Source organism: Chryseobacterium aquifrigidense (genome assembly GCF_006716485.1).
GTDB lineage: Bacteria > Bacteroidota > Bacteroidia > Flavobacteriales > Weeksellaceae > Chryseobacterium > Chryseobacterium vietnamense.
In genome coordinates, this window is record NZ_VFPD01000001.1 from 1,873,314 (window position 1) to 1,899,896 (window position 26,583).

At 36.3% G+C, this 26,583-nt stretch carries 27 protein-coding genes and 1 tRNA gene; 16 read left to right on the forward strand and 12 right to left on the reverse strand.

Annotated features, from left to right (window positions below):
• Nucleotides 1-28: 28 nt before the first annotated feature.
• Nucleotides 29-101, reverse strand: a tRNA-Met gene (locus FB551_RS08380).
• A gap of 101 nt (nucleotides 102-202) precedes the next feature.
• Between FB551_RS08380 and FB551_RS08385 the strand changes: the two genes are divergently transcribed.
• The 7 genes from FB551_RS08385 (at nucleotide 203) to FB551_RS08415 (ending at nucleotide 6,196) form a co-directional block, all read left to right on the forward strand.
• Nucleotides 203-814 (forward strand): L-threonylcarbamoyladenylate synthase, encoded by a 612-nt coding sequence (locus FB551_RS08385; RefSeq protein WP_034696488.1) that lies wholly within the window; start codon nucleotides 203-205, stop codon nucleotides 812-814.
• Between the two features lie 35 nt (nucleotides 815-849).
• On the forward strand, nucleotides 850-1,551 hold the full coding sequence (locus FB551_RS08390) for a CPBP family intramembrane glutamic endopeptidase (protein ID WP_142016711.1): 702 nt from the start codon (nucleotides 850-852) through the stop codon (nucleotides 1,549-1,551).
• Between the two features lie 4 nt (nucleotides 1,552-1,555).
• Nucleotides 1,556-2,314, forward strand: a complete 759-nt coding sequence (gene yaaA / locus FB551_RS08395; RefSeq protein WP_047433400.1) for a peroxide stress protein YaaA — start codon at nucleotides 1,556-1,558, stop codon at nucleotides 2,312-2,314.
• Nucleotides 2,315-3,163 (forward strand): peptide chain release factor N(5)-glutamine methyltransferase, encoded by an 849-nt coding sequence (gene prmC / locus FB551_RS08400; RefSeq protein ID WP_142016713.1) that lies wholly within the window; start codon nucleotides 2,315-2,317, stop codon nucleotides 3,161-3,163.
• 15 nt (nucleotides 3,164-3,178) lie between these two features.
• On the forward strand, nucleotides 3,179-3,538 hold the full coding sequence (locus FB551_RS08405; RefSeq protein ID WP_142016715.1) for a DUF4180 domain-containing protein: 360 nt from the start codon (nucleotides 3,179-3,181) through the stop codon (nucleotides 3,536-3,538).
• 532 nt (nucleotides 3,539-4,070) lie between these two features.
• Nucleotides 4,071-4,643, forward strand: a complete 573-nt coding sequence (locus FB551_RS08410; RefSeq protein WP_142016717.1) for a hypothetical protein — start codon at nucleotides 4,071-4,073, stop codon at nucleotides 4,641-4,643.
• Between the two features lie 29 nt (nucleotides 4,644-4,672).
• Nucleotides 4,673-6,196 carry an L-type lectin family protein gene (locus FB551_RS08415; RefSeq protein WP_142016719.1) on the forward strand — a complete coding sequence of 508 codons (1,524 nt, stop codon included), beginning with the start codon at nucleotides 4,673-4,675 and terminating at the stop codon, nucleotides 6,194-6,196.
• Nucleotides 6,197-6,213: 17 nt separating this feature from the next.
• On the opposite strand, the gene FB551_RS08420 is transcribed toward FB551_RS08415, so the two are convergent.
• The 8 genes from FB551_RS08420 to FB551_RS08450 all read right to left on the reverse strand — a co-directional run bounded on the left by FB551_RS08420 (nucleotide 6,214) and on the right by FB551_RS08450 (nucleotide 14,998).
• A complete protein-coding gene (locus FB551_RS08420; protein ID WP_142016721.1) occupies nucleotides 6,214-7,203 on the reverse strand; it encodes an NAD-dependent epimerase/dehydratase family protein in 990 nt (329 codons plus the stop codon).
• Nucleotides 7,200-7,985, reverse strand: coding sequence for an SDR family NAD(P)-dependent oxidoreductase (locus FB551_RS08425; RefSeq protein ID WP_142016723.1), 786 nt, complete (start codon nucleotides 7,983-7,985; stop codon nucleotides 7,200-7,202). The genes FB551_RS08420 and FB551_RS08425 overlap by 4 nt, the downstream gene beginning before the upstream one ends.
• 158 nt (nucleotides 7,986-8,143) lie before the next feature.
• The gene (locus FB551_RS08430; protein WP_226798649.1) at nucleotides 8,144-8,920 is read right to left on the reverse strand and encodes a helix-turn-helix domain-containing protein; all 777 of its coding nucleotides are present in this window, start codon (nucleotides 8,918-8,920) and stop codon (nucleotides 8,144-8,146) included.
• A gap of 4 nt (nucleotides 8,921-8,924) precedes the next feature.
• A complete protein-coding gene (locus tag FB551_RS23485; RefSeq protein ID WP_226798650.1) occupies nucleotides 8,925-9,233 on the reverse strand; it encodes a hypothetical protein in 309 nt (102 codons plus the stop codon).
• 30 nt (nucleotides 9,234-9,263) lie between these two features.
• Nucleotides 9,264-9,905, reverse strand: coding sequence for a rhomboid family intramembrane serine protease (locus FB551_RS08435; protein WP_047433406.1), 642 nt, complete (start codon nucleotides 9,903-9,905; stop codon nucleotides 9,264-9,266).
• Nucleotides 9,906-9,942: 37 nt separating this feature from the next.
• Entirely contained in the window at nucleotides 9,943-12,534 is a 2,592-nt protein-coding gene (locus FB551_RS08440) for a DNA gyrase/topoisomerase IV subunit A (protein WP_142016725.1), read from the reverse strand.
• Nucleotides 12,509-13,006 (reverse strand): hypothetical protein, encoded by a 498-nt coding sequence (locus tag FB551_RS08445; protein ID WP_047433408.1) that lies wholly within the window; start codon nucleotides 13,004-13,006, stop codon nucleotides 12,509-12,511. The genes FB551_RS08440 and FB551_RS08445 overlap by 26 nt, the downstream gene beginning before the upstream one ends.
• 105 nt (nucleotides 13,007-13,111) lie before the next feature.
• Complete coding sequence (locus FB551_RS08450; protein WP_047433409.1) at nucleotides 13,112-14,998, reverse strand: DNA topoisomerase IV subunit B; 1,887 nt, start codon at nucleotides 14,996-14,998, stop codon at nucleotides 13,112-13,114.
• A 140-nt stretch (nucleotides 14,999-15,138) separates the two neighbouring features.
• Here FB551_RS08450 and FB551_RS08455 point away from each other — a divergent pair, with 140 nt between their 5' ends.
• The 4 genes from FB551_RS08455 (at nucleotide 15,139) to FB551_RS08470 (ending at nucleotide 20,903) form a co-directional block, all read left to right on the forward strand.
• A complete protein-coding gene (locus tag FB551_RS08455; protein WP_142016727.1) occupies nucleotides 15,139-18,045 on the forward strand; it encodes a sensor histidine kinase in 2,907 nt (968 codons plus the stop codon).
• The gene (locus tag FB551_RS08460) at nucleotides 18,035-18,766 is read left to right on the forward strand and encodes a LytR/AlgR family response regulator transcription factor (protein WP_142016729.1); all 732 of its coding nucleotides are present in this window, start codon (nucleotides 18,035-18,037) and stop codon (nucleotides 18,764-18,766) included. The genes FB551_RS08455 and FB551_RS08460 overlap by 11 nt, the downstream gene beginning before the upstream one ends.
• A 107-nt stretch (nucleotides 18,767-18,873) precedes the next feature.
• Nucleotides 18,874-19,071, forward strand: a complete 198-nt coding sequence (locus FB551_RS08465; RefSeq protein WP_047433412.1) for a hypothetical protein — start codon at nucleotides 18,874-18,876, stop codon at nucleotides 19,069-19,071.
• A 116-nt stretch (nucleotides 19,072-19,187) separates the two neighbouring features.
• The gene (locus FB551_RS08470) at nucleotides 19,188-20,903 is read left to right on the forward strand and encodes a hypothetical protein (protein ID WP_142016731.1); all 1,716 of its coding nucleotides are present in this window, start codon (nucleotides 19,188-19,190) and stop codon (nucleotides 20,901-20,903) included.
• A gap of 61 nt (nucleotides 20,904-20,964) precedes the next feature.
• Here the strand turns inward: FB551_RS08470 and FB551_RS08475 are convergent, their stop codons facing one another.
• Complete coding sequence (locus FB551_RS08475) at nucleotides 20,965-21,513, reverse strand: DUF2867 domain-containing protein (RefSeq protein WP_052187062.1); 549 nt, start codon at nucleotides 21,511-21,513, stop codon at nucleotides 20,965-20,967.
• Between the two features lie 220 nt (nucleotides 21,514-21,733).
• On the opposite strand from FB551_RS08475, the gene FB551_RS08480 reads away from it, so the two are divergent.
• A complete protein-coding gene (locus tag FB551_RS08480; protein ID WP_142016733.1) occupies nucleotides 21,734-22,882 on the forward strand; it encodes a methionine aminotransferase in 1,149 nt (382 codons plus the stop codon).
• 449 nt (nucleotides 22,883-23,331) lie between these two features.
• A complete protein-coding gene (locus FB551_RS23235) occupies nucleotides 23,332-23,508 on the forward strand; it encodes a hypothetical protein (RefSeq protein WP_167497835.1) in 177 nt (58 codons plus the stop codon).
• A 92-nt stretch (nucleotides 23,509-23,600) separates the two neighbouring features.
• Here FB551_RS23235 and FB551_RS08485 read toward each other — a convergent pair whose 3' ends face one another.
• Both FB551_RS08485 and FB551_RS08490 read right to left on the reverse strand, forming a co-directional pair.
• Nucleotides 23,601-24,365: an SDR family NAD(P)-dependent oxidoreductase gene (locus tag FB551_RS08485; protein WP_047433415.1), complete on the reverse strand. Its 765-nt coding sequence runs from the start codon at nucleotides 24,363-24,365 to the stop codon at nucleotides 23,601-23,603.
• An 89-nt stretch (nucleotides 24,366-24,454) separates the two neighbouring features.
• On the reverse strand, nucleotides 24,455-25,393 hold the full coding sequence (locus FB551_RS08490) for a helix-turn-helix domain-containing protein (protein ID WP_142016735.1): 939 nt from the start codon (nucleotides 25,391-25,393) through the stop codon (nucleotides 24,455-24,457).
• 277 nt (nucleotides 25,394-25,670) lie between these two features.
• On the opposite strand from FB551_RS08490, the gene FB551_RS08495 reads away from it, so the two are divergent.
• From FB551_RS08495 to FB551_RS08505, 3 genes are all read left to right on the forward strand, one after another.
• A complete protein-coding gene (locus FB551_RS08495; protein ID WP_142016737.1) occupies nucleotides 25,671-25,859 on the forward strand; it encodes a bacteriocin in 189 nt (62 codons plus the stop codon).
• Between the two features lie 262 nt (nucleotides 25,860-26,121).
• Entirely contained in the window at nucleotides 26,122-26,280 is a 159-nt protein-coding gene (locus tag FB551_RS23240; RefSeq protein ID WP_167497836.1) for a hypothetical protein, read from the forward strand.
• A 37-nt stretch (nucleotides 26,281-26,317) separates the two neighbouring features.
• Entirely contained in the window at nucleotides 26,318-26,575 is a 258-nt protein-coding gene (locus FB551_RS08505; RefSeq protein ID WP_142016741.1) for a bacteriocin, read from the forward strand.
• Nucleotides 26,576-26,583 lie beyond the last annotated feature (8 nt).

The following is a 26,583-nucleotide window of genomic DNA, read 5'->3' on the forward strand; positions in this document are numbered from 1 at the left end:
AGAGTGTTTACCGAAAACACTTACTTAGTAGCGGGAACCGGACTCGAACCGATGACCTTCGGGTTATGAGCCCGACGAGCTACCTACTGCTCCATCCCGCGATATTGGATTGCAAAGGTACGAATATTTTTCACAAATCCTAATTTTTCTTTTAAATAAAGGACTTTTATGAAAACTATTTTATTATTTGTATCTTTGTTTTATGGCAAAAATATTAAAAATTTATCCGGACAACCCACAGGAAAATCTTGTGAATGAGGTTATTAAAACTTTAAACAATGGCGGGCTGATTATCTATCCTTCTGATACGATTTATGCCTTAGGCTGTAATATTTTTGATATAAAAGCCATGGAAAAACTGGCTCAGCTCAAGAAAATGAAGCTTGAGAAGTCTAAATTCTCAATCATCTGTAATGATCTTAGCCATCTTTCGGACTTTACAAGACCTATCGACACATCAGTTTTCAGATTTCTGAAAAGTCATCTTCCGGGACCATTTACTTTCATTCTTGAAGCCAATAAAAGTTTACCTTTAGCTTACAAAGGTCACAAAACAATTGGTATCCGTGTTCCTGACCATCCGATTCCACAGCTTATTGTTGAAAAACTGGGTCACCCTATTGCATCTACTTCCATCAAAGATGATGATGAAATTATCGAATATTCTACTGATCCTGAGCTTATTGCAGAAAAATATGATCACCTGGTAGACATTGTTATTGATTCAGGGTATGGGGATAATGTAGCGTCCACTATCGTAGACCTTACTTCAGGAGAGCCTGAGATTATCCGTCAGGGAAAAGGGATTATTTAATTCAAAGTTTAAAGTTCAAGGTTTAGGGTACTGATATGAGTCTTACCGGGAAGTATTCTGTAGGAGTTTTGCTCACGTTTACTGTTTTGGCAGCTGCAATGCTTTATGGTTTTTCAGCTGTTACGATGATAACCGGAGTAAAAGGAATTACAGAAGTTAATTTTTTTCTCAGCAGAATTCCGCTATGGATCATTCTTATCATCGTATTTCTGTACACTGTTTTTATTGAAAAAAGTACTTTTTTACTTAAAGAAGAGAAAAGATACCCTATTGCATTTTATAGCAAAGCTGTTCTGAGCTTATATTGTATCTGTTTGATTGGCGGAGGTATTCTGAATGCAGCCATCCAATTTTTTACACAGGAAAAAATAAGCGATAAACTTCTCAACCTTGTTCCCATTTTTAGGAATAATTATTTTTTAGCTATTTTTACATGCCTTACCGCTGCTATTGTAGAGGAATTTCTGATGCGGGGCTATGTACAGTCCAGGATTGAAAAAATTTATAGCAACCCAACGGTAGGAATTATTATTTCATCTGTCTTATTTGGAATTTTACATAGTACTTACGGTACCGTAAGCCAGGTTCTCGGACCTTTCCTGATCGGAACCGTGTTTGCTGTATTTTATAAACGCTATTCAAATATTAAAATTCTGATCATCTGTCATTTTATGATTGATTTTATCGCCATGATGATGATGAATTTTATTGATATTAAACACTTATCTGTATTTTAACATTATGAAAATTATAACATCTCCTGCCAAATTAATGAATGTGGAAAATTCAACAGACTTGTTGAAATCTTCTACTCCGAGATTCATTGAAGACGCAGCATTGATACAGTCTTATTTAAAAGAAAAATCGCCAAAATATCTTTCCGAGCTTATGGAAATATCACCTAAGCTTGCTGATGAAAACTGGGAAAGAAATCAAAAATGGAAATCCAAACCTACAGCAAAAGAGTCTGCTCCTGCAATGTTTGCCTTTACAGGAGAGGTTTACAGAGGACTGGATGCCAAAACGCTGGATAAAAATGCGGTAGATTACCTGCAGAAAAACTACAGAATGCTTTCCGGGCTTTATGGTTTACTGAAGCCATCAGATAAAGTAATGCTGTACAGACTTGAAATGGGCCGCCCTTTTGAATTTGAGCAATACAGAAACCTGTACGAATTCTGGAGAGAAAAGATCACAGAACAGTTGAATTCTGAAATGAAGAAAGGAGAAATCCTGCTTCACCTTGCCAGCAATGAATATGGAAAAGTAATTGACAGAAAGAAGCTGAACCACAAAGTAATTGATTTTGATTTCTATGAACTGAAAGATGGAAAACTGAAGACCATTGTTGTGTATACAAAGCATGCCAGAGGCCTTGTGGTGAGATTCTGTGCAGAAACCAATGCCAAAACACTGGAGGATGTAAAAGCATTCAACTATGAAGGATATAGAATTGATGAAGAGAAGTCTACGGATACAAAACTGGTTTTTACAAGATAAATGACAATTTCAGCATTTAAAAAATATTTCAAAACAGAACTTTCCGATCTTTATACAGAGTCGGAAAGTATGTTTTTATCGTCTTTATTCATTCATCAGATTGTAGGTTTTGATCAGTTTCAGCAGAGAAGATTCTCTGAACAGGAACTTCTGATTGATGATAAAGAAAAATTATCCCTTCTCGTTTCAGAACTTAAAACCGGAAGGCCCTATCAGCAGATATTGGGTGAAACAGAATTTTACGGAATGAAATTCTTTGTGGATGAGCATGTGCTTATCCCTCGCCCTGAAACGGAGGAACTGTTGGAAATTGCCATCAGGGAGATTAAAGATTCAAAGTTTAAGGTTCAAGGTTTAAAGATTTTGGATATAGGAACCGGAAGCGGAATTATTCCTTTGGTTTTAAAGAAACATTTCCCGGAAGCTAAAGTTTCATCCATTGATTTTTCTGAAAATGCATTGAAAACAGCCAAAAGAAATGCAGAACATCATCAATTGGATATCCGGTTTATTCATGCTGACTATCTTAATTTTGATCTGGCTGAAAATTATGACATCATCATTTCAAATCCTCCGTACATCGGGATTGAAGAAGAGATAGAAATTGCTGATTCTGTGAAAGAATTTGAGCCTAAAATGGCACTTTTCTCCCCTACTTCAGATGCCCTGATCTTTTACAGAAAAATTGCAGATGATGCTAAAAGGTATTTGGATGAGAATGGACTTCTGTTTCTGGAAATCAATCAGAAACTGGGACCTGAAACCCTGGAATTGTATCAGGATTTATCTGATGTCCAATTATTGAAGGATTTATCCGAAAATGACAGGTTTATTTACGGAAAAAAATAATTAATTACTCATACCATGATCATCAAATTACACGAAATCCATACTCTGAAAATTGCAGAAATTATCTCTGATGACATTATTATCCAGTCTGCTCAGGACGGGCTGGATCTTATGGGAGATATTTATTATCAGGGGTTTGATAAAGTTATTCTTCACGAAAAAAATATCACTCCCGAATTCTTTGATTTAAAAACAAAAATGGCCGGAGAGATTCTTCAGAAATTCTCAAACTATCGTATAGGATTAGCTATTGTAGGCAATTTCAACAAATATGAAAGCAAAAGCATGAAGGATTTTATTTTTGAAAGCAATACCGCAAGACATGTCAATTTTGTAAGCACTGTGGACGATGCGTTGAATAATTTTTCAAAATAGGCTATTTTTTAATTCTTTATATAAAAAAGGTGATTTTTTTCTTCAATTTCAATCATCAACACTTCAGTATTTACAGTTTTTTAAGATTTCTTAATACAATACGAAGATTTGCATAATAAAAACAATCTACCTGATTTATTAATTATGTAAAAATTTAAACTAAAAACTGGTAATTATTAATAGAAAACTAGAATTAATTCTATAAACACAAACGACTGGATATTTCTTTGTACATTTGCAAAAAACACGAGGGAATATGGATCTTACTTATTTAAGAGCTTACACGGCTACATAATCAATTTATTTTTTTCGGATAACTGCCCAGGTAGGCATAAGATATTTCTTTATGAAGTATACCTGCTATATCTGTTGATGAGCTTTTGAACAAAAGGTCTCATTAAGCTATTGTTTCAACATAGCAGTTCATGGTTTCAATGAACCGGAAATGATATCTATTGCCTTATGATTAAGACTACAAATATTCCTTTTTCTAAAAAAAACATACACACAGATAAAAAATTATTAAGACATCATGATTAAAAAATTATTTCTATCCATCGTTTTAGCAAGTTCGTTTTCTTTCGCTCAAGTGGGGATTAACACAGCCACACCTGATCAAAGTGCAATTCTGGATGTTTATAGCCCTAATAAAGGGATGCTGATACCCAGGCTTACCACAGCAAAAAGGGATGCTATTGCAAATCCTGCGAACTCTCTTCTTATCTATGACACCGACAAAAAATGTTTAAGTCAGAATATCGGGACTCCCACTAAACCGGATTGGCTTTGTATCAGCAGTAATGCTGTAAAAATGTTTTATATGCCAAGTGTTTCTTTTGACACTTCCACCACAGCCACTGGCCGAACTAAAGATTTATATACATTGTATAAAACCCAGTTTGGTTCTCCAAAGGCAAAGAGTACCAGTGCTCCGGCTTCAATTCCTTTTTTCCCGTCCAGTAAAGATCTTTACTATTATGTAACGGATGCTGACCCCAATGTATTCAGTAATATTTCTATTTCAGATGATGGGGTAATGACTTATGATGTAAAAGCTGCAGCAACGGACTGTTCTTTTATCAATATTGTTTTCGTTGTTAAATAATTGATTGGGTTATGATAAAAAGCAGCTCAATGTTACGATATAAAAGATTTTTGTTTGCATTTTCCTTGTTTATTTTTTCTCAAAGCATTCAGGCACAGAATGAGCAGGGAACCGGTTATCCGTATTTTGTAAACTTTACTCAGGGATTACAGCCTCAGGAAGCTTATAAGGTGGCTACCAGCGGGGTTCAGAATGATGCAACCTTTACGACAGATGGTCTAAGGCTTACCCGAAGCGTCAATAATATCTCAGGAGGAGTAATACTTGCTGATAAAATATTCAAAAGTGACCAGGGAATCAAGTTTGAGTTTGAATTCGCCATTTATGGAGGAAACACTAACGGAGGAGACGGTATTTCTATCTTTTTGGTAGATGGTTCTATTCCTAAAGACCAGCTTAATCTGGGATATTTTGGTGGTGGATTAGGGTACAGTTTTGTACGTGGAGGTGAATCTACAGAAGGGCTTAGAGGTGCTTATCTAGGGATTGGTCTGGATGAATTCGGGAATTTTAAAACGAGCTTTAACCAGAGCGAAAGGGTCAGAAATGGAATATTCGGAGTAGGATTAGCTGACGGACGAAGCAATGTTTCTTTAAGAGGAAAGCGTGGAAATCAGTATCTTTCATCCGCTGAACCTGCAGGATATAACGGCTATCCATTGCTTTACAGCATCGCGACCAATGCTTCTCCATCCAGCACCAACAGATCAGCCTACCTGGATACGGCAACAGGAAAATATATCGGCATTAAAAATACAACTCTTCAACAATTCAGCATTGAAAGTGGCGGAACTACAATTCCTCAAAATGAAAGTGATGTAAGATTCCGTAAAGCATATATTACATTGGTTCCCAATCCGGCAGGCGGTTACAATATATCCCTGGAAATACAGCATGGAACAGTGAAAGAAAAAGTGATTGACAACTATTACTATCCTACTTCTCTGAAATATACCGAGACTACCATTTCCAACAGTACGGTAAGAACTCTGGATACTTCGGCACCTTCTACTTTCAGAATCGGATTTGCTGCTTCTACCGGAGCTGCCAAAAATATCCATTTACTGAAAAACTTAGGGGTTACAAGACCTTATGCCGCTGAAGTAACAGATGATTTGTTTGCAGGTTGTCCAGGGATAAAGTCAATCTATTATCCTTTGCTTAATGATGCTGCCTATTCTTCAGCAAGTGGCCAAAACCCGCCAACACTTTCGTATAACAACCTTGATTTTAACTCATTCCGTTTTTTAGATAACAATGGAGCCGTGATTCCTAATATAACAGGGAATGTTTATACCAGCAGTCAGGGAACATGGACCTACTTTCCTACTACCGGAGCGCTTTCTTTCAAGCCTGCAACGGGATTTACAGGAGTAGCCCAGGTACAGTATGACATTAAAGGTGGCGGAAGCAATGGTACTGAAGCACCTTACAACAAGGAAGAATACAGATCATTGCCGGCATTGGTACAGGTTACTATTTCAAGTGCCAATAACTGCAGTAAAGCCTGCGTTATCTCCAATAAAAATGTAACTCAGAAAATCACAAGATAACCTGATAAAACCAGCTTTTAAGAGCTGGTTTTTTTATTTTTAACAGGATTTTCAATAAAATACCGAACAGCATCTTCAATCGCTTTATCAATCGGCTGGTAGTGAACTCCCAGCTCCTCTACTGATTTCTGATTAGAATAATAATTACAGATCTGCAATGCCTTCATATTGGAGGTACTGAGGCTTGTTTTTATTTTAAATTTTCTCAAACCATCCCCCATTAATCCAAGGAAGCTCAAAAGCTTGTTGGGGATCGGGATCATAACCGGATTTTGCCCGGTAATACTGTTTACTTTCTTAAAAAATTCTCTGTAGCTTATATTTTCGTTGGCTAACAGATATTTTTCCCCGGTTCTTCCATTTTCAATAGCCTTTATTATTCCGGTGGCTGCATCTTCCACATTAACAAAGTTCTTCCCTCCTTTCGGATAGAATACCAGCTTCTTTTTCCAGGTCCAGAAGATAATTTTCCCGGAACTTGGCTTGCTGTCATATCCTCCGATCATAAAGGTTGGATTAACAATGATAATGTCTGTATTATTACCATTTTTTAAAAGATAGTCTTCGGCTTCCAGCTTACTTTGAGCATACAGCGAATGGGTAAAAGGATAGCTGTGTGGTGCTTTTTCACTCCCCGGAAATGCAGTGTTTCCATATCCTAAGGTATTTGCTGTACTTACAAACAAAAACTTTTTTACGCCCACTGCTTCTGCTTGGGTCAACAGATTCACAACGGCTTCATAATTCACTTTCCGGTATTCATCATAACGGATAAGATTCTGGCGTGTTTCTGCGGCGATATGAATAATACAGTCAATATCGGTAAGATGTACTGAAATATCGGACAAAAGCTCAGCTTCCACCAGCTTCAGATTTTTGTTTTCTTCGCCCAGCCAGCTGCTTTTCTTGCGCACCAGAGCAGTAAGAGAATAATCATTTTGTAATAATTTAAGGATAACATTAGTTCCGAGGAGCCCTGTTGCTCCGGTTACACAAACTTTTTTCATGCTTCGATTTCTCTTTTTATAGCCTGGGTCATTAATGGCAGTTTGATCCATATAGGTACAATTTTCATCACCAGCCAGCTGATTGGGTTCACCATAATTACGGAATCTTTTTTAAACAATTGACGGATGCAGTATGAAGCTACTTTATCGGGATTTAAAAGGGTTAGTCTTCCCATAAGACCTTGTTTTTCTATTCTTTCACAAACATCTTTATTGGTTTTCATTGCTCCCGGATTCACAACGCTTACAAAAACATTGGTATCTTTCAGCTCTTCATGCAACCCTCTGGAAAATGAATGGATAAAACTTTTAGAAGCAGGATATACGGTTTTAAAACCAATGGGAGAAAAAGCAGCCATACTTGAAACATTCAGAATATAGGCTTTGGGTTGTTTTAAAAGATTGGGGAGCAGCTGATGAGTGATCAGTGAAGTGGCCGCTACGTTGACCTGTAAAATAGTATTGATATAATCAGAAGAAGCTTCGGTAAATTTTTTGGTCCCACCAAGTCCTGCATTGTTGATCAGGATATGAATATCAAAAGAACTATTGAGCCATTCTGTAAGCTTCATCACATTTTCATGAACTGAAAGATCTGTTTCATAATAATGAACTTTTACCTCATACAGCCTTTTCAGATCCTCGGAAAATGCTTTGAGATTCTGATTGGGAAGGCTGATCAGGATGACATTGATCTTTTGTTTTGCCAGCTGTTCAGCAAATGATTTTCCGAGTCCCTGGCTTGCTCCCGTAACAACAGCAAATGATTCTTGGGTATCCATATGTTTATATTTTATGGTACAAAACTATCGTGAAAAGCAGGCTTAAATGTTCCGGATTATCTGAACGAACCGATTTTAAGCAGGAAAAAAAGAATAACCAATCAATTAAAAATCAATCAATTAAAAACAATAAAAAGTAAAAGTTTATAAACCGGAACTTATTTTCTGAACTCAGAAGGGGTTTGTCCGGTTACTTTTTTAAAAGTTGTATTAAAAGAAGTTTTAGAATTGAATCCGGATTCGTAGGCAATCCCCAAAATGGATAATTTGCTGTTGGATTCTTTCAGCAGTTTTTTGGCATAGTCCACTCTATATTCATTCACATATTGGAAGAAGTTTTTTCCAAAGCCTGTATTGATGACATAAGAAAGATGATGAGTAGAAACAGAAAGCATTTCAGCCAGTTTAATAAGATTAAGTTCGCTGTCCAGATAAGGTTGTTGAAGTTCCATAATCCCTTCCAGTAAGGCTTTAATCTTTAGTAATTCTTCATCAGAAATAAGTTTTCTTTTAACTTCTTCCGGATCAGAATCTTCATCGATAGAGATCAGTTCCTGTCTCTGCTTTTCTTCTAAAGGATAAATTTCCTTCTGTTTCAGGGAATAATATCCTACACAGTAAATAACAGATAAAAAGACTGCATTGATAAAGAAATTCAGTGATTTCGGATCATAGAACAGGTTATAAATCACATAGATAATATTCACAATAAGAAGTACCAGAATAATATATTCCAGCCAGTTCAGATTGATTCCTTCGGTATTGGATGAAAACTGCTGGATTTTTTTCTGATGTTTCCTGATGGTAATATAAGAAAGTGCCGTATAAAAGAGCGCCTGAATCAGGATCAGAATAATACTGAGATATTCAAATGGTTTTTCATACCCTGATTTTACCAGTATCAGGCACAGCACAAAAGCTGCAGGAAGCAACAAAAATTTAAAATCTCTGGACTTTAAAGGTAAAAGATGGATTGGTATAAAACAGCACACTCAGGTAAAAAACGATAGGGGTAAAAAACTGAATGCATCTGACCAAAAACAGAGAATGAAACTCCACTATTGAACCGGTGATGAGAAACAGCACTTCGTCCAGCCAGAAGGTGGACCACAAAAAAAGAAATATACCGAACCAGAAATTGGCTTTACGGTTTACTTTTAAAGGGTTGGCAAGCTTTAACAGAGAAAGCAAAACCAATGAACCATAGATAAGTATCACGATGAAACTGTTTAACTCTGATGTGTTCATTGGTTTTGATATTTGATTAAAAATAGTCTTTTATCCTATTCGTTTCCGTACAAAAATTTCATATCCTAAATAGATTAACGGAAGAGACATGATTCCTAAGAAAAGAATATTGCTCATGGCCAGCTGCGGATGCATTACAATAGAGTAAACCAACCCGAAAAATGCTCCTCCGAGGTGAGCGGCATGCCCCAGATTATCCCACTGCTTTGGATTCAGCATCATATACACTGAGTATCCGAAATAAAGCGTTCCAAATAACCATCCTGGTAAGAAGTTGACACTGATTTCATTCGGAGCCATGGCAATGGAAGCAAAAATAATTCCGGAAACCGCACCTGATGCTCCAATTGCGGAATACCAGGGCTGATTTTTATAAATCTGCAGACTGAATAAATTCCCCAGGATCATAGATCCGAAATAAAGAATCAGAAATCCTAGTTCTCCAAAGAAACTAATAACGACTCCCTGGAAAAAATACAGGGAAAGCATATTAAAAAACAAGTGCATAAAGTCTGCATGCAAAAATGCAGAACTGATGAGCCTTACATATTCTTTACGATTCGCAATCGCTCCGACATTGAATTTATATTTTTCAAATAATGCTGTATTATTGAACCCCATGTAACTAAAGATACAAGTGGCTGCAATGATAATGATAACAACTATATCCATTGTATTTGTTTATTTTATATCTGAACAGATCTCAGATCTATTCATTTTCATTATTGCTGTCATCCTGGAACAGGTCTCCAATCATTCCGCCGTCTTCATCCATATCTCCTGTAGGTTCAGGATCTTCATATACTTCAGGCTCTTCTTCTACGGGTTCAGGAATGGTGATATTGATGGCTTTTACTTTAAATTTCGTAAACTGGTTTCCAATGGCTTTTATTCCTTTTACCGCTATGAATTCATCAATATTTACCGTTTCCGGCTCACGTTCTTTTCCTTTATCTTTTGCAAAAATAATTTCTGCAGTAACATCGTTGGCAACAATTACATTTTCGATGAATGATTTCGGGTGGTCAGAAGGCATAAAAGTCTGTACATTGGTTGTATTTTCCAGTAAGAACCTCTTTATGAAATAAATATCTTTTTCTCCGTCGTAATAGATACAGGTAATAGGTTGGGCAGGTCTCCATTTTTCCAACACCAGATATTCATCATCAAAACGGTTACCCAAATCAAAGGATATCAGTTTTACCTCACCGTTTGTGTTGATGGTCAAAATTTTATCATCCCCTTTGAAACTTCCCAACAATGTACCTCTTGCATCAGCATTCAATCTTCTTACGGTATCATCAAACCAGATTTTTCTAGGTGCCAGAGTAGATACTCCTTCCTCTTTCATATCTACTTTCTTTACCGCATATTTAGTGACCAGATTTCCTTTGGAATCACGTCCTTTGATAGCGAGATCAGAGAAGTTAATCTCCATTTTGTTCTTTCTGATTCTAGGATTTGGTTTCAAAAGCACGGTTACAGTTTCCGCTTCTCCATTAGGATTGGCCGAGAAATAGAGTGTTTCAGAACCTTTTTTATCTGAAGCGAGTGGATAATCTGTATTTCGGGTAACTCCGGTTACAGAAAAACGTTTCATATAATAAGGTCCTTCCCTGCCTTCACGATAAATCATATTATAGACAGTTCTCTTATCATTTTTCTTCCATATCGCAACGTGAAGAATATCTTTTCCAATGAACGTTTTTGCTTCCACTTTTACGACCTTCATACTTCCGTCTTTTCTGAATGTGATAATATCATCAATATCAGAACAGTCAAACAGATACTGATCTTTCTTCAGAGATGTTCCAATGAAGCCTTCTTCGAAATTTGCATAGAATTTTTCGTTGGCTACGGCTACTTTTGTAGCATCAATGGTATCAAAGATTCTAAGTTCAGTCTTTCTTTGTTTGTCTTTACCGTATTTTTTCTGAATATTTAAATAGTAATCGATAGCATAAGCGATCAGGTTTGCCAGGTTGTATTTCACCTGTTCTATTTTGCCTTCCAGCGATGCAATATTTTCTTTAAATTTATCTAAATCGAATCTTGAAATTCTCTTGATTCTGATCTCTGTCAGTTTTAAGATATCCTCTTCTGTAACAGCTCTTAAAAGATGTTTGGTATGAGGTTTTAATCCTGCGTCAATGGTTTTCAATACATCTTCCCAGGTTTTCACCTCTTCAATATCGTGATAAATCCTGTTTTCGATAAAAATTCTTTCCAATGAAGAGAAATGCCAGCTTTCCTGAAGTTCATGAAGTTCTATTTCCAATTCTTTCTTTAGTAATGAAACCGTATGATCTGTATTTGTTTTCAGAATATCGGATACATTCAGAAACATTGGCTTATCTCCTACAATCACGCAGGCATTCGGAGAGATTGTTACCTGACAGTCTGTAAATGCATACAGCGCATCAATGGTCTTATCCGGTGAAACATCATTATGAATATGGATAAGGATTTCTACTTTATCTGAAGTATTGTCCTCAATTTTTTTGATTTTGATCTTTCCTTTCTCATTGGCTTTTAGAATAGAGTCAATAAGATCCGTTGTTGTTTTGGAGTAAGGAAGTTCAGAAATTACTAATGTATGCTTATCGGTTTGGGTAATTTTAGCTCTTGCTCTTACTTTTCCTCCTCTGTGGCCGTCATTATATTCGGAAACGTCAAGATAACCGGCGGTTAAAAAGTCCGGATATAATTCAAACTTCTTACCTTTTAAATAGGCTACGGATGCGTTAATAAGTTCATTAAAGTTATGAGGAAGTATTTTGGTGGAAAGACCTACTCCAATACCTTCTACTCCCTGTGCAAGAAGCAGCGGGAATTTTACTGGTAAATCAATAGGCTCATTATTTCTTCCGTCATAAGACTTGGTCCAATCTGTAGTTTTAGGATTAAAGACTACTTCCAGGGCAAAAGGTGTCAGTCTTGCTTCAATATATCTTGCGGCAGCTGCAGAGTCTCCTGTATAAATGTTACCCCAGTTTCCCTGGGTATCTATTAACAGTTCTTTCTGCCCGATCTGCACCATGGCATCTGTAATGGAAGCATCACCGTGTGGGTGATATTTCATGGTATTTCCCACGATATTGGCCACTTTATTGTAACGGCCGTCTTCCAGCTCCCGCATGGAGTGCATAATTCTTCGTTGAACGGGTTTTAAACCGTCATATATCGAAGGGATAGCTCTATCCAGAATTACATAGGAAGCATAATCAAGAAACCAGTCTTTGTACAGCCCGGAAACTTTTTTTAAGCTTTCACCCTCATGCGAATATTCTTCTGTCGTCATTTATTTTATCTTTATTAGCTTTCACTACCTTGTTTAGAGAGAGTTTTAAATCGTTTACTTGTTTTCTGTTCAAATAAGAGATCTGGTACTTCAGGATAGTAGAACCATTATTCTTACTGGAAACGGTAATGTATAATCTTTTAAAAAAGAGAATGCTTACCACATCATATTTTATCAGTTTGTATTTTGGAAATTCGTCGTGAAGAGGTTTATCTAAAAATGGAATAATATTCCTGTTTTTAAAATTCAAAGCTTCTCCATCACTGTCATATTCAAAGATCTGCCTTCCGCTGATGTAAAAGATAATCAGCAGTAAAGCGGGAACAATAATCAATAAATAACTTTCTTTACCCATTGCATTAAACCTATACTCATTAGCAACAAATGCGATTACACAAAATACTGTGGTCATCAAAAGCAATGTGCATAAAGAATTATAAATTGATACTTTATTACGGTTACTTAGTCTCATTTTATTTTTTTGGCTGTGTAAGTACTATAATTCCTACTTCATCCAAAGTTGTGCTTTTTTCAGTCTGCAATGGCTTTACACCAGTTTTTTTAAGTTGTAGTTTATTTAATTTTCTACTTCATCCAGGAGTTCTTTTTTATCAATATCCGTATCATCTTCTACCACGAGATTTTCAAGAATGAAGGTCTGTCTGTCCGGCGTATTTTTCCCCATATAAAATTCCAGAAGCTGATCAATCGTCTGGTCTTTCCCCACTACTACAGGTTCTAAGCGGATATCTTTGCCAATAAAGTGCTTAAATTCATCCGGAGAAATTTCTCCTAATCCTTTAAATCGGGTGATTTCAGGATTTTTCCCCAGTTCGTTTAATGCTTTTATTCTTTCTGTTTCCGTATAGCAATATCGTGTTTCTTTTTTATTCCTTACTCTGAATAACGGAGTCTGAAGGATATAAAGATGTCCGTTTTTAATCAGATCCGGGAAGAACTGCAGGAAGAAAGTAATCATCAGCAAACGGATATGCATCCCGTCAACATCGGCATCGGTTGCAATAATTACCTGATTGTATCTCAGGTCTTCCAGACTTTCCTCAATATTTAAAGCTGCCTGAAGAAGGTTGAATTCTTCATTTTCATATACCACTTTCTTGGTAAGCCCATAACAGTTCAGTGGTTTACCCTTCAGTGAAAATACGGCCTGCGTTTCTACATCTCTGGATTTTGTGATGGATCCGGATGCGGAATCTCCTTCGGTAATAAAGATCTGAGTATCTCCTTTCCTTTCGGCTTTCTGATCGTTATAATGCTGTCTGCAGTCACGAAGTTTTTTATTGTGAAGAGATACTTTTTTTGCTCTTTCTCTGGCCAGCTTCTGAATTCCTGAAAGTTCTTTTCTTTCTCTTTCGGAAATTAAGATTTTTCTCTGAATTGCTTCTGCTATTTCCGGATTTTTGTGTAAGAAATTATCCAGTTTACTCTTTAGGAAATCAATAATGAATGTTCTTACGGTAGGTCCGTTCGGTCCCATGTCATTGGATCCTAGTTTTGTTTTGGTCTGGGATTCAAAAACCGGTTCTTCTACATTGATTGAGATTGCTGCAATGATAGACTTTCTGATATCGGAAGCATCAAAACTTTTATTGAAAAACTCACGAACTGTTTTCACATACGCTTCACGGAATGCATTCAGGTGTGTTCCTCCCTGCGTTGTATTCTGTCCGTTCACGAATGAGAAATAGGTTTCTGTCTGTGATTTGTCAGAATGGGTAATGGCTACCTCAATATCATCATCCTTTAAATGGACAATAGGATAAAGGATATCACTTTCCAGTTCTTCTTCCAATAAGTCTTTAAGACCGTTTTCAGAATAATAGGTTTCTCCGTTGAAGAGAATCTTAAGTCCAGGATTCAGGTAAGCATAGTTACGGAGCATCCTTTCGATATACTCTTTTCTGTATTTGAAATGCAGGAAGATTTCGCCATCCGGAATAAAAGAAATTTCAGTACCGTTTCTGTCCGAAGTTTCTTTCTCATCAAAGTTTTCAGTGATCATTCCTCGGGAGAATTCAGCAACTTTCATTTTTCCGTCACGAAAAGAACGAACTCTGAAATAATCTGAAAGGGCATTTACCGCTTTGGTACCAACACCGTTCAATCCTACCGATTTTTTAAACGCTTTACTGTCGTACTTACCTCCGGTATTCATTTTGGAAACAGCGTCTACCACTTTCCCTAGCGGAATTCCACGTCCAAAGTCACGGATGGTAACTTTGCCATCATCCAGTTTTATTTCAATTCTTTTCCCTGATCTCATTCTGAACTCATCAATAGAGTTGTCAAGGATTTCTTTTAACAGGATATAAATACCATCATCAGCGGAAGAACCGTCACCGAGCTTTCCGATGTACATACCGGGGCGCAGACGGATGTGTTCCTGCCAATCAAGGGTTCTGATATTATCTTCGGAGTAGGTTGGGTTTATTTCTTGTGACATATATGATTTCAGCAAACATACAAAAGTACAAAATTGTCTAAAATTATCCGAATTTTTTCAACTTGTTTTTTTCAATATTCTGCTGTAATCATTGTATTATTATTAATCAAATTATATATTTACGAAATTATCAATATCGTGTGAAAAATTTATTTACTTTCCTCACATTATCTATAGTTTTATTCTTTTCCACATTATTTTCTTCACAGATCCCCGGGATGGTGAACTATAGTGATGAGGAAGGATTAAACTGCTCCTATACCTATCATCTGAGACAAGATAAAAATGGCTTTATCTGGATAGGCAGTGATAATGGCTTATTCAGGTTTGATGGAAAAGAATTTAAACAATACGGTAAGAAAGAAGGTTTAAAGAATATTGATATCATATCCTGTGAGCCTTTGCCCAATGGTGAGGTATTCATCCTTCCCTTTCTGAATGATTTTGCTTACTTAAAAAACGGCTGCGTTATCAATCTGAACATTAATGATTATGTAAAAAACCAGTTTTCCAGCTCAATTCCGAAAGTTACCCGTGACGGAAACCGACTTTATTTTTATGGAAATTTTAATCCTCAGAATATTTTCACCTACGAAAATGGAAAAGTTAAAAAGATTCCGGTTCCATTAGAGTATGAGAAAAGATCTTTTGCAACGCTCAGGTTTGAACCTCACACTTACAATCTTTATTTACATGATCCTCATCAGGGAGAAATACTTGTCTACAATATCATTACCGGAAAAAAACAACATTTGAAAGGAGGTATTGGAAATATGATCTGTGAAAAAGATGATCTGTTTGTGTTCTTACATAAAAATACAATTGAAATTTATCAACTCTCTGCTCCTGAAGGTCTAAAAAAGATCCGGTCTTATAATTGTGGTACACAAGAAAATGTTTTCTACGGACTTATTGATAAAAATAATAAACTGTGGCTGAATATAAGCAATGGAGGGGTTTTATATTTCAATCAATCCCTTACTGAAAAGAAGAAAGCCCTCGATACTCCTATCAAAATACTGGATCGGTATGTGATCAATAATGTTCTGGTAGACAAGGATGACAATGTATGGTTCAATTCGCGGAATAATGGTGTGTTTTTTATTTCAAAGTCTCTTTTCGCCAATCATATCAATTTGCCTGTACAAAGTAATTCTGAGTATATAAAAGCCATTGCAAATGATAATGGAAATATTCTTCTCGGCTACAATCATTCTGCCGGCGCTCTTATCAGCAAATACAATAAAATACAGAATATAACCCTTGACGAAGGAGATAAAGATGAAAATATTGCGGTTTATTTAAAAGGTACTATTTCTATTTTCGGGTTATCAGGTAAGGTTATTGTTCATGATATGGCCAATAACACTTCTAAAAAAATATACTGTTCGCTCAAAAATATTGTCTCTTACACCCCTGATTCCCTGTTTTTCTGTACTTCAGGCGGTTTACTGACCTACAGTTTAAAAAGTAAAAAAATAACCACGCTATTTCAGGAGCGGGTATACACGGTTTTCCCTTATGACAGGGAGAATCTGTTTATCGGCAGCTTCAGTGATCTGTACAAATATAATGTCAGAACCCGGAAAAAAACTTTATTTTTAAAGGGATACTATTTTACGGATATCAAAAAATTAGATGATGATACATATTTGGGATCTACCAACCTTTATGGGGTTATTATTTTTAATGCCAAAGGAATTATAAAAAAAATCGGAAAGAATAATGGATTAATCAATGACCAGGTAAAAAAAATAGAGGTAGAAAATAAAAATACCTTCTGGGCCAGCACCAATTCAGGGATATCCAGAATCGAACTGGCAGGAAAGGATCAACATATCAATAACTTCACCCAGACAGACGGACTGCCTTCTGATGCAGTAGCCGGTTGCGTAATAAAAAATGACACCATCTTCATTGGAACCTCTAAAGGACTTGGAATATTTTCCATCAAAAAACTACTGACTCAGGAAAAATTCATTCATAAAAAAGTAATCATTAACTCGGTATCCATTGAAAATAATGAGCATTATGACCTACAGAAAAGTCTGACTGCCTACCCCCACAATACGGTTATTTTTAATCTGAGCTTTCTTGATTATAGTTCATTGGGAAAAATAAGCTATAAATATAAGCTGGAAGGCCTTAATAATTCATGGCAGATCAATAATTCTTCTAAAATCATCTTCAACTCTATTCCGCCAGGCAAATATACCTTCCGGGTTTACGGTTTAGGATATAACGGAAAACAATCTTACACCTCTTCAGACATCACCTTTGATATAAAACCTCTGTTCTGGCAGACATGGTGGTTCAGGCTGATAGTAGCCATTTTCGTTATCGGAGCGCTATTGATGGTTATCTTTTCTTATCTGCATAAAAAACGGAATAAGAAGCTGGAAAAAATGGAGTATGAAAAGAAAATTGCTGAACTTGAACTTCAGGCAATTAAAGCTCAGATCAATCCTCATTTTATTTATAACTGTCTTAATTCCATTCAATTTCTACTGTATAAAAAAGATTACCGCGAAACAGAAAACTACCTGAATATTTTCGCCAAGATGATACGAAAAACACTTTATTATTCAGAAAAGACCTTCATGTCTATTAAAGATGAAGTGGAATATCTCACGTTGTATCTTGGTATGGAAAAGCTCCGTGTAAAAGATCTTTTTGATTATAAAATCAGCATTTCTGAACACGTGGATCAAAACTGGACAATTCCTTCTTTACTGATACAGCCTTTCGTAGAAAATGCCATTAAACATGGTATTTCAGGATTAAAAGACAGAAAAGGAGAAATTACCATCAGCTTTGAATATACTAATGTCTCTTTATGTATTACCATTGAAGATAATGGCATAGGAATCTCCAGTAAGGAAACTTTGAAAAAAGATAACTCCTTTGGGGTAAAACTTTCTCATAAAAGGATTGAAACTTTTAAACAGCTTTTTGATACCAATATATTTTTAGAAATCAATACCCTTACTGAAAATAACCGACAGGGAACACAAATCAAACTTTATATACAACCTTATGAGAAATAAAATACAGGCATGCATTGTTGACGATGAAAAAGATGGAAGAGATTATATTGCATTACTTATGGAAAATGAATTTCCCGAGATCAACATAGAATTTCAGGCTTCCTCCGTTGAAGAAGCTTATATTTACCTTATCAAAAGTTCTCCCGACATTTTGTTTCTGGATGTTCAGTTAGGTGATGGAACCACTTTCGATTTACTATCAAAGCTAAATGAAGTTCATTCCCAGATTATTTTCATCACTGCTTACGAAAATTTTGCTATTCAGGCGATTAAAAATGGGGCTACAGATTATCTTTTAAAGCCTATAAAAAAATTGGATTTCATTATTGCCGTCAATAAAGCGTTGGATCAGATTAAAAAAATGCAGCCTTCACAACCTACTCTTTTAAAAGATAACAGAATCATTCTTTCTACTCTTCAGGGATTTAAAATCGTGGATATATCCTCCATTATCCGATGCGAGGCGGATTCAAACTACACAACTTTTTATCTTACCAATAAAACTAAAATCATGGTATCCAAAACCCTTCATGAATTTGAACCTATACTTCTTGAACAGAACTTTTTCAGGATACATCATAAGCATCTTATCAATATTGATCACCTGCAGGAATACATTAAAGGGAGAGGCGGACAGGTAGTAATGAGCGATGAATCTGTTCTGGATGTATCGTACCGTAAAAAAAATGATTTTCTTTCTACAATAGGAAAAACGGAATAAAAGCATTTCCTGCGCACTTGCTTGCTCATCCTCCACACTTACTAATTGTTCCTGTTTTGTATTACGCCTCTTTTCTATTTTCGTCATGTTAAACAAAAAAAATTATCATGAAAATCACCAGAAAAGTACTCGAGAGAAATCAAATGAACTCCATTATCGGAGGAACAGGTTTTATTACCCCAAGCAGCCCTGGAGCTATTTCTCAGCCCCAGCCTCCCATTGCACCCAATCCACAACCCATTGGAGGAATTCCTTTTATCTACACAATGCCATGGAATGGATTACCATGGATTGAACCTAAATAACCATTTAAAGATACATTCCAGTCTGCAGATTGGAATGTTATTTTTTTAAAGAAAAACATCCGGTAGTATGATTACCGGATCAGAAAACAATGCAAAAAAACTGAAAAATCAAAAACATGAGAAAAATAACCCTCTATATTGCCATGGCTTGCCTTTTAACGGCATCCTGCTCCGATACAATGGAACAATACAACACAGAAGCTTCCCATTCTCAACTCATGAACAGGAATCTCACTTCAGAGGATGAAACAAAATATGCTGAAGAAGGAGAACCAACGGTATTAGGAGAACAGCTCCCCGTTCCTTACACGATTGAAAGCATGATGGCTGCCTACAAATCATTACTGGCTGAACCCAAAGCAGAAGGCAACAGATCACTGACTGCTGTGAATATCCGTTCTACACACAAATACATTAAATTCAATCCTACCACAGAGGATGAACTGGAAGCACTTCAGCAATCCGGCCTTATTCTTTATGATTATCCGCTGGACAGAGAAGTATTGGTCGTCGGTAAATTCTATCATGATCCCGATGTTCCCGCTGATCAGCCTACACCTCAATACGCAACTGTAAAGAACGAGACTCCCTTACCTGCCGGGGTTAGCTATGAAATTCTTCAGGAAGTGTATCTTCCCGAGGAGGATATCGAACTTTTAGGCACGGGCAATATGAATTATAAATTCGTCTATAGCCTGGTCCACAGGGCAGAAAATCTATCCGGCTTCACACCTTGGGAGCCAAGTGACTATAAGCCATGGGATAATATAGGAGAACCCGGGCAATGGTATCCCAATCCAAACCCTAATCCTGGAGGCGGTGGAGGTGGTGCCCCAATATATGGTACCATCCGGATCTTCGATACAAGATTAAATACACTGATCCCTTTTGAAGGCGCCAAAGTTACCGCCAAAAGGAGTTTGAGAACCAGAGAAGGCATCACCAATGCAAACGGTCAGTACGGATTGAGCGGCACCCCTTTTCCCAACAACAGAAATGTAGATTTTAAACTGCATATGGATAGAAAGCACTTTGTCATAAAGGATAATATGGTAAGGCCTTCCAATGTTGTACGAAATAATATTAAAAGTAACCATTGGAGCCATGACATCATGCCTGGATATGAAAACATGCAGGGCCATATGTTCAGAGCAGCCTACCGCTATTTTTATAAAGATATTGGGGGCCTACAAAGACCTGTCAGACCAAGTGGAAACCGTTCACACATTATAGCTAAGAATACAGCTAAAGATTGGCAGGGAATTAATTATGTTGCTTTTCCCTACCTGAAAATAGCAAGATTCCAGCCTGGTTCAACTACAGAATACAACTCTGATGACTATTTCTCAACTACTGTACATGAACTTGCCCACACATCTCATGTGATCAAAATGAACACCGGATTAGTTCAGTATTCACAGGTTAACTCTATGCTTCAGGAAAGCTGGCCATGTGCTGTAGAATGGTTTGTAACAGGGATAGAATACAGAGAAAGAGGTATTTTGAATTATGGAACTCCCAATTATAATCCGGCTAATCCTCCTGTATTTCCTAACCGTTTCGGGTATCAGTTCTGGAGTTTGAATACAAATTCTGACTATACAAGCTTATTCATCAATTTAGTTGATAACTTCAACGAGTTGGGACAGTCATTCAGTCCTCAACCTATGGGAACGGTAAATGACCAGGTTACCGGCTATACCTTAGCAAATATTGAAAATAACTTCCTCAAATATTGTTACGGATTAAGCAGTTTAAGTGTTCAGCTTAAGGCGAACAGGCCCGCAGGAGTAAGTAATGCACAGATTGATGTATTATTAAGCTCTTACTAAGTGTATTCCTTTTAAAATAATGACCATCCTGTTATGAGGATGGTCATTTTATCTTAATATCTTAGGCTGTGCACATTTTTTTTTCCAGCTGCCCGATCATATTTTTAAGCATTGCTGGTACAATCAGTTTATGGAAAGGCCGAACTGGCAGAAAATACAGAACTCCCCACCAGTTATGAAATTTTACCGTAGTGGATATGGTAAGGGAATTCTGGCTGCTCTCTCTTTTATTATGGTCAATCAAAAGAGAAACCCTGAAATCCAGATGTTTGTCATCTTCTCCCAGAATAATTTCGTTGCTGGTTTTACCAAACACCTTAAAAAGTCCTACACGCTCTCCTACTTCGCACTCAAAATTCTTCTCTGTTTGTTGTCTCTCATTTTCAGAACCTGTCTTCAAGCCGAATACTCCCATTGCTTTATTTCTGAATGCAAACATTTTCTTTCCCCATTTCGGTCCGCTTGTAAAAAAAGCTTTTCCAATTTCTGAGATATCAATATTTCCGGCAACATCTGTAAGTTCTCCCTGAAAACTATCAATATAATCGAAATCTTTTTTTGCCGGAGATAAAATAGACTTTTCGGGAAATTCTGTCTTCTTAATACTCATTGTCATTGTTTTATGGTTGTTGTCTAACAAATGTAAGTATCTTTCCATTGATTTAAAAGAAAATTTAAACAAATGTTTAGATATTTATATACCCTGAAACCAATCATTTGATCTTAAAATTTTCTATCATTCGAATTAACCTGTTATTTTCTAATTTTTATTACCATAAGTTCAGACTGTTGTAAATATTTCATTAAATTCGATCAACAAAACTGTTTTTATGATACAACTTCCTTTATCGAAACTTTCCAATGTTGGAACTACTATTTTTAGTCAGATGACTCAGCTTGCCAATGAAAATGAAGCCATCAATCTGTCTCAGGGGTTTCCTGATTTTATGCCGGATTCAGAATTGTTAAATCACGTAGATCATTTTATTAAAAAAGGCTTCAACCAATATGCTCCTCTTGGCGGAATGATTGGTTTAAAGGAAGAAATTGCACGGAAAATCGAAAACAGTCATCAGGCAATATACCATCCGGATTCTGAAATAACAATTACTGCAGGTGGCACACAAGCCATTTTCACGGCTATTGCCTCATTTATTAAAAAGGATGATGAAGTGATTATTTTTGAACCTGCTTATGATTGTTATGAGCCTACGGTGGATCTTTTCGGAGGCATTGTCAAACGATTTGAAATGAAAGCTCCTGATTATGAAATCAACTGGGCAGAAGTAAAAAACCTTGTCAGTGAAAAGACCAGAATGATTATTCTTAATAATCCAAACAACCCTTCAGGAAAAATCCTGAAAGAACATGATTTACAAGAACTTATTGAACTGGTAAAAGGAACTTCTATCCTTATTCTGAGTGATGAGGTATATGAAAATATTGTTTTTGACGGGAAACAGCATGTAAGCATCTGTAGATATCCAGAATTAAAAGAAAGAAGCCTTCTTGTAGCCTCTTTTGGAAAACTTTTCCATGTTACGGGCTGGAAGGTAGGTTATTGTGCTGCCCCTAAAATCTTAACGGATGAATTCAGAAAAGTGCATCAATTCAATGTATTCTGTGTAAACACTCCTATCCAGCTGGCTCTGGCAGAATATATGAAAAATGATGAGCATTATACTTATCTGAATCAATTTTTCCAGGAAAAGAGAGACTTTTTGAGAAAAGGTCTTGCAGGTAGTTCATTCGAGCTTCTGGATTGTGAAGGAACGTATTTTCAGGCGGTAAAATATGATAAAATTTCAGACAACAATGATTTTGATTTTGCTTCAGAGCTTACCATCCATCATAAAGTAGCCAGCGTTCCTTTCTCTTCATTTTATAAAAACAAGCTGAATGAGAATGTAATCAGGCTATGTTTTGCCAAGAAGCAGGAAACGCTGGAAAAAGCGCTTGAGAATTTATCAAAGCTTTAACAGCTATCTATTAATAACCAGCACCTATCTCCCGTTGATTTTTCAGATTGGCAAATCAAACTGCCGCCTTTATCTGTTTAATCAATGGGAGTTTTTATTTATAATATCATTCCTGTCCGATGAAATAAAGCAGATTAGCAGGTCGCTCCTCCGGAGCTTTATTGTTTACAGGGCTCCATTTTTTCCACTAACAGCAGATCCCGATGGGATCAATCCAGATCCTATGAGAGCTTACTGATAATAGAACGTATTTGTTCTTAAAATTAGAGCTCCGGAGGAGCGACCTGTTAATTTATACATAAATATTGATATTTAAATCTTATTATCGGACAGTAATCTTATAATACTATCATAATCAATAACGAATGTTTATTTTTATCATTAAATAGTGATTTATTTAGTTTGTTTTTCTTATTTTTATCTAAATCAAAAAAAATAATAAAACTACCATGAAAAGCAAGAATGTAAACAAAGGAAAAAAATTAACCCGAAAAGAGCTTCATAGCTTCAATGGAGGGCTGGGTGATGTAAGATGTACAAATTCTTCAGGGTATTGCGTATACATCGGCCCCGGATGTTCAGAACAAAAATGCCAGCTGCCGGAGCCTCTTGAAGCTGTTGAATAAAATAAATTACTTCATATCCGGAATCGGCCGGCTCAGAATGAGCCAGCCGATTTATTTAAAGATAATGGTTGATTGTGATCACCAGTATCAAACTATAAGAACATTCCTCCTGAAACTTCTATTCTTTGTCCATTGATCCATCTTGCATCTTCCGTACACAGGAAGGCAACTACTCCACCGATATCATCAGGAAGACCTACTCTTCCCAGCGCTGTAGCACCAGCTACCATGGCATTGATTTCTTCATTGTCTCTTACTCTTCCGCCACCAAAGTCTGTTTCGATAGCTCCCGGAGCTACAACATTGGCTTTGATTTTTCTTGAACCCAGCTCTTTGGCCATGTATTTCGTAAGCATTTCTACACCTGCTTTAATTGATCCATAAATAGAAGACCCCGGTGTTGCAAATCTTGCCAGCCCTGAAGATACATTAATAATCCCTCCTCCATCATTAATAAAAGGTAATAGTTTCTGAGTCAGGAAAAACACTCCTTTAAAGTGAATGTCTACCACATCATCCAACTGCTCTTCCGTCACTTCTGTAATCGGAGAATACAAGGCTGTTCCTGCATTATTGATCAGATAATCAATATGAGTACTTCCCGTGTTTTGTTGCAAATGATCTGTTACGTTTTTTACAAAACTATCAAAACTTTTGATGTCTTTTGTATCCAGCTGAAATGCAACGGCATTCCTTCCCATTGATTTTATTTCATTCACTACCGTTTCTGCTTCTTCTCTGTTGCTTCTGTAGGTAATAATAACGTCTAATCCTTTTTGAGCAATTTTAAGTGCTGAGTTTCTCCCTAATCCACGGCTTCCTCCGGTTACCAGTGCAATATTTGTTTTTGTGTTCATTGTATTTTGATTATTTTGATGGTACAAAGTTGGGATATTTTCAGACTGAAGTGTTTGCTTGAATCAATCTGAAATTTGCAAAATTCAAATCAGGAACGAAATTCCAATGGAGTAAAAGTAGTTTTCCTTTTAAAGAAATTGGAAAAATGGGCAATCTCTTCAAATCCGAGAGCGTACGATATTTCTGAAACGTTCCATTTCGTCTGTTTTAAAAGTATTTTAGCTTCCTGGATAATCCGGTCCGAAATAAATTCTGTGGTGGTCTTTCCGGTGCTTTCCTTTAATCTTTTATTTAAGTAATTGACATGAACTGCCAGCCTGTCCGCATAATCTTTTGCAGTTTTCAATTGCAGTCTCTGTTCCCAGGATTCAATAGGGAACTGCCTTTCCAGCAATTCTACAAATAAAGAAACCACTCTCATGGAAGCATCCTTTGAAGCTGATATTCTGGATGCAGGCTGTAATTTCTGTCCATAATGAATCAGCTCCAGAACATAGTTTCTGATAAGATCATATTTAAATACATAATCTGAATCTATTTCTTTTTTAATCTTTTCAAAAAGATTTTCAATCTCTTCTGCCAGTTCATTATCAATTTCAAAGATTGGTACTCCACCCGGCTGAAATATAGGAAGATCTTCCAGATTGTAGTACGATTTATCTTTAATGAAAAAGTCTTCGGTAAATACACAGAAACTTCCCGACTGATCGGGATCTTCAGGAACCCAGTGATAGGGAACTTTTGGAGTTGCAAATAACAGAGCATTTTGTTGTATTGAAATGACTTTATCTGCATATTCTGCCCTATTTTTTCCTTTTATAAAGCTTATTTTATAGTATTTTCTTCTGTTATATGGCATTTCAGAAGTAGTCTTTATTCTTTCGATTGTTTGGGCAATATCAAAAACATTAAAGTGACCGATGTCTTTGTGAAGTCCTTTTGGGAAAATACTTTCAAGATCTTTGCCCAGTTTGGCAGCCATCTCTTTATAAAAATCTTCCAGTGAGGTAGGTGCTACTTTTTCCATCGCAAATGATTTGTAAAAATCAAATATACGAACTTATCAACCAACCTTTTTGAAAAAGATTACAGATTGTCAGGCGAAGCCCAAAAGTCATTTAAACCTTAAAAATAAAACCTTATTAACCTATTGAAAAATTCAGTGTATTTGCCGATTACAGTTAATATTCATCATCAATATCATAATAAATATTTAAAAAAATCACATTTTTTTCTATACACAGTGATATAATTCATTTGTTTTTATTACTTTAGTCGAAACTAACCCATTAAAAATCAATCCAATGAGAAAACAAATCAGTGAAATCGGAAAAAAATTAAACAAGAAAGAACTAAGAACTATTAAAGGAGGTCTTATTAACTGTATGGAACCAGTTTTATGTCCTACCCCTTGTGAGCCATCGTCTGATCCCTATGGATGTACGATTATTTCTCCAAAATGTGCACAGAAAGAGTGCAGACCGCAGTTATAATTAAAGTACCATTTTATAAACAAAAAACTATGAAAAAGATAGAATTAAGCAAAGGTAGAAAGCTTGAAAAAAAACAGTTAAAAATGATTCAGGGAGGTATGTTGGATTGTATGGAACCGCAACCATGCACGGAATTCCCATGTGAAACTTATCCACCTGACGATGTCAGAAACTGTACCAAGATTTCTGTTGGTTGTGCACAAAAAATTTGCAGACCACAACCTTAGGATATTATCATTCACTAATCCTCAATTAAAACAGTATGAAAAATCAAGATTTAACGCACGGCAAAAAATTGAACAAAAAACAATTAAGAGTTATAACCGGAGGAAAAGAAATGTGTCTGCTTCCAGATCTTACTTGTAAGAAATTTTCTTTTACCTGTGCAGAATTGCAGTGCCAGCCTGGCATTGAATTGTAATCAGTCAAAAAAAACTAAACCATAAAAACTTTAATGAATGAGAAATCCTCATTTAAACAATGGTAAAAAACTCAATAAAAAAGAGCTGAAGACCATTAAAGGAGGCGTAATGATATGTAGTACCGGTGGAGCAAACGGCAGAGTTTGTGCACAAATTCATCCGTTATGCTATGAACCGGAGTGCCGAAGCGGCCAGGCAGAGTTAAGATGTACAGATATCGTTAATAACTGTGTGGTTTTCTCTCTATCCTGTATAGAGCCAAAGTGCCGATTCGATATAGGTATTCCTCTTTAAAGATAAGA

Coding starts and splice junctions, on each gene's coding strand:
- FB551_RS08420 (WP_142016721.1), bottom strand. CDS start 7,203: ATGAAAAAAGTTTGTGTAACCGGAGCAACAGGGCTCCTCGGAACTAAT.
- FB551_RS23235 (WP_167497835.1), top strand. CDS start 23,332: ATGAAAAGCAAGAATGTAAACAAAGGAAAAAAATTAACCCGAAAAGAG.
- FB551_RS08440 (WP_142016725.1), bottom strand. CDS start 12,534: ATGACGACAGAAGAATATTCGCATGAGGGTGAAAGCTTAAAAAAAGTT.
- FB551_RS08390 (WP_142016711.1), top strand. CDS start 850: ATGAGTCTTACCGGGAAGTATTCTGTAGGAGTTTTGCTCACGTTTACT.
- FB551_RS08480 (WP_142016733.1), top strand. CDS start 21,734: ATGATACAACTTCCTTTATCGAAACTTTCCAATGTTGGAACTACTATT.
- FB551_RS08475 (WP_052187062.1), bottom strand. CDS start 21,513: ATGAGTATTAAGAAGACAGAATTTCCCGAAAAGTCTATTTTATCTCCG.
- FB551_RS23240 (WP_167497836.1), top strand. CDS start 26,122: ATGAAAAATCAAGATTTAACGCACGGCAAAAAATTGAACAAAAAACAA.
- FB551_RS08385 (WP_034696488.1), top strand. CDS start 203: ATGGCAAAAATATTAAAAATTTATCCGGACAACCCACAGGAAAATCTT.
- FB551_RS08495 (WP_142016737.1), top strand. CDS start 25,671: ATGAGAAAACAAATCAGTGAAATCGGAAAAAAATTAAACAAGAAAGAA.
- FB551_RS08505 (WP_142016741.1), top strand. CDS start 26,318: ATGAGAAATCCTCATTTAAACAATGGTAAAAAACTCAATAAAAAAGAG.
- FB551_RS08415 (WP_142016719.1), top strand. CDS start 4,673: ATGTTACGATATAAAAGATTTTTGTTTGCATTTTCCTTGTTTATTTTT.
- prmC (WP_142016713.1), top strand. CDS start 2,315: ATGACAATTTCAGCATTTAAAAAATATTTCAAAACAGAACTTTCCGAT.
- FB551_RS08445 (WP_047433408.1), bottom strand. CDS start 13,006: ATGAGACTAAGTAACCGTAATAAAGTATCAATTTATAATTCTTTATGC.
- FB551_RS08435 (WP_047433406.1), bottom strand. CDS start 9,905: ATGGATATAGTTGTTATCATTATCATTGCAGCCACTTGTATCTTTAGT.
- FB551_RS08410 (WP_142016717.1), top strand. CDS start 4,071: ATGATTAAAAAATTATTTCTATCCATCGTTTTAGCAAGTTCGTTTTCT.
- FB551_RS08485 (WP_047433415.1), bottom strand. CDS start 24,365: ATGAACACAAAAACAAATATTGCACTGGTAACCGGAGGAAGCCGTGGA.
- FB551_RS08425 (WP_142016723.1), bottom strand. CDS start 7,985: ATGGATACCCAAGAATCATTTGCTGTTGTTACGGGAGCAAGCCAGGGA.
- FB551_RS08405 (WP_142016715.1), top strand. CDS start 3,179: ATGATCATCAAATTACACGAAATCCATACTCTGAAAATTGCAGAAATT.
- yaaA (WP_047433400.1), top strand. CDS start 1,556: ATGAAAATTATAACATCTCCTGCCAAATTAATGAATGTGGAAAATTCA.
- FB551_RS08450 (WP_047433409.1), bottom strand. CDS start 14,998: ATGTCACAAGAAATAAACCCAACCTACTCCGAAGATAATATCAGAACC.
- FB551_RS23485 (WP_226798650.1), bottom strand. CDS start 9,233: ATGAACACATCAGAGTTAAACAGTTTCATCGTGATACTTATCTATGGT.
- FB551_RS08465 (WP_047433412.1), top strand. CDS start 18,874: ATGAAAATCACCAGAAAAGTACTCGAGAGAAATCAAATGAACTCCATT.
- FB551_RS08490 (WP_142016735.1), bottom strand. CDS start 25,393: ATGGAAAAAGTAGCACCTACCTCACTGGAAGATTTTTATAAAGAGATG.
- FB551_RS08460 (WP_142016729.1), top strand. CDS start 18,035: ATGAGAAATAAAATACAGGCATGCATTGTTGACGATGAAAAAGATGGA.
- FB551_RS08470 (WP_142016731.1), top strand. CDS start 19,188: ATGAGAAAAATAACCCTCTATATTGCCATGGCTTGCCTTTTAACGGCA.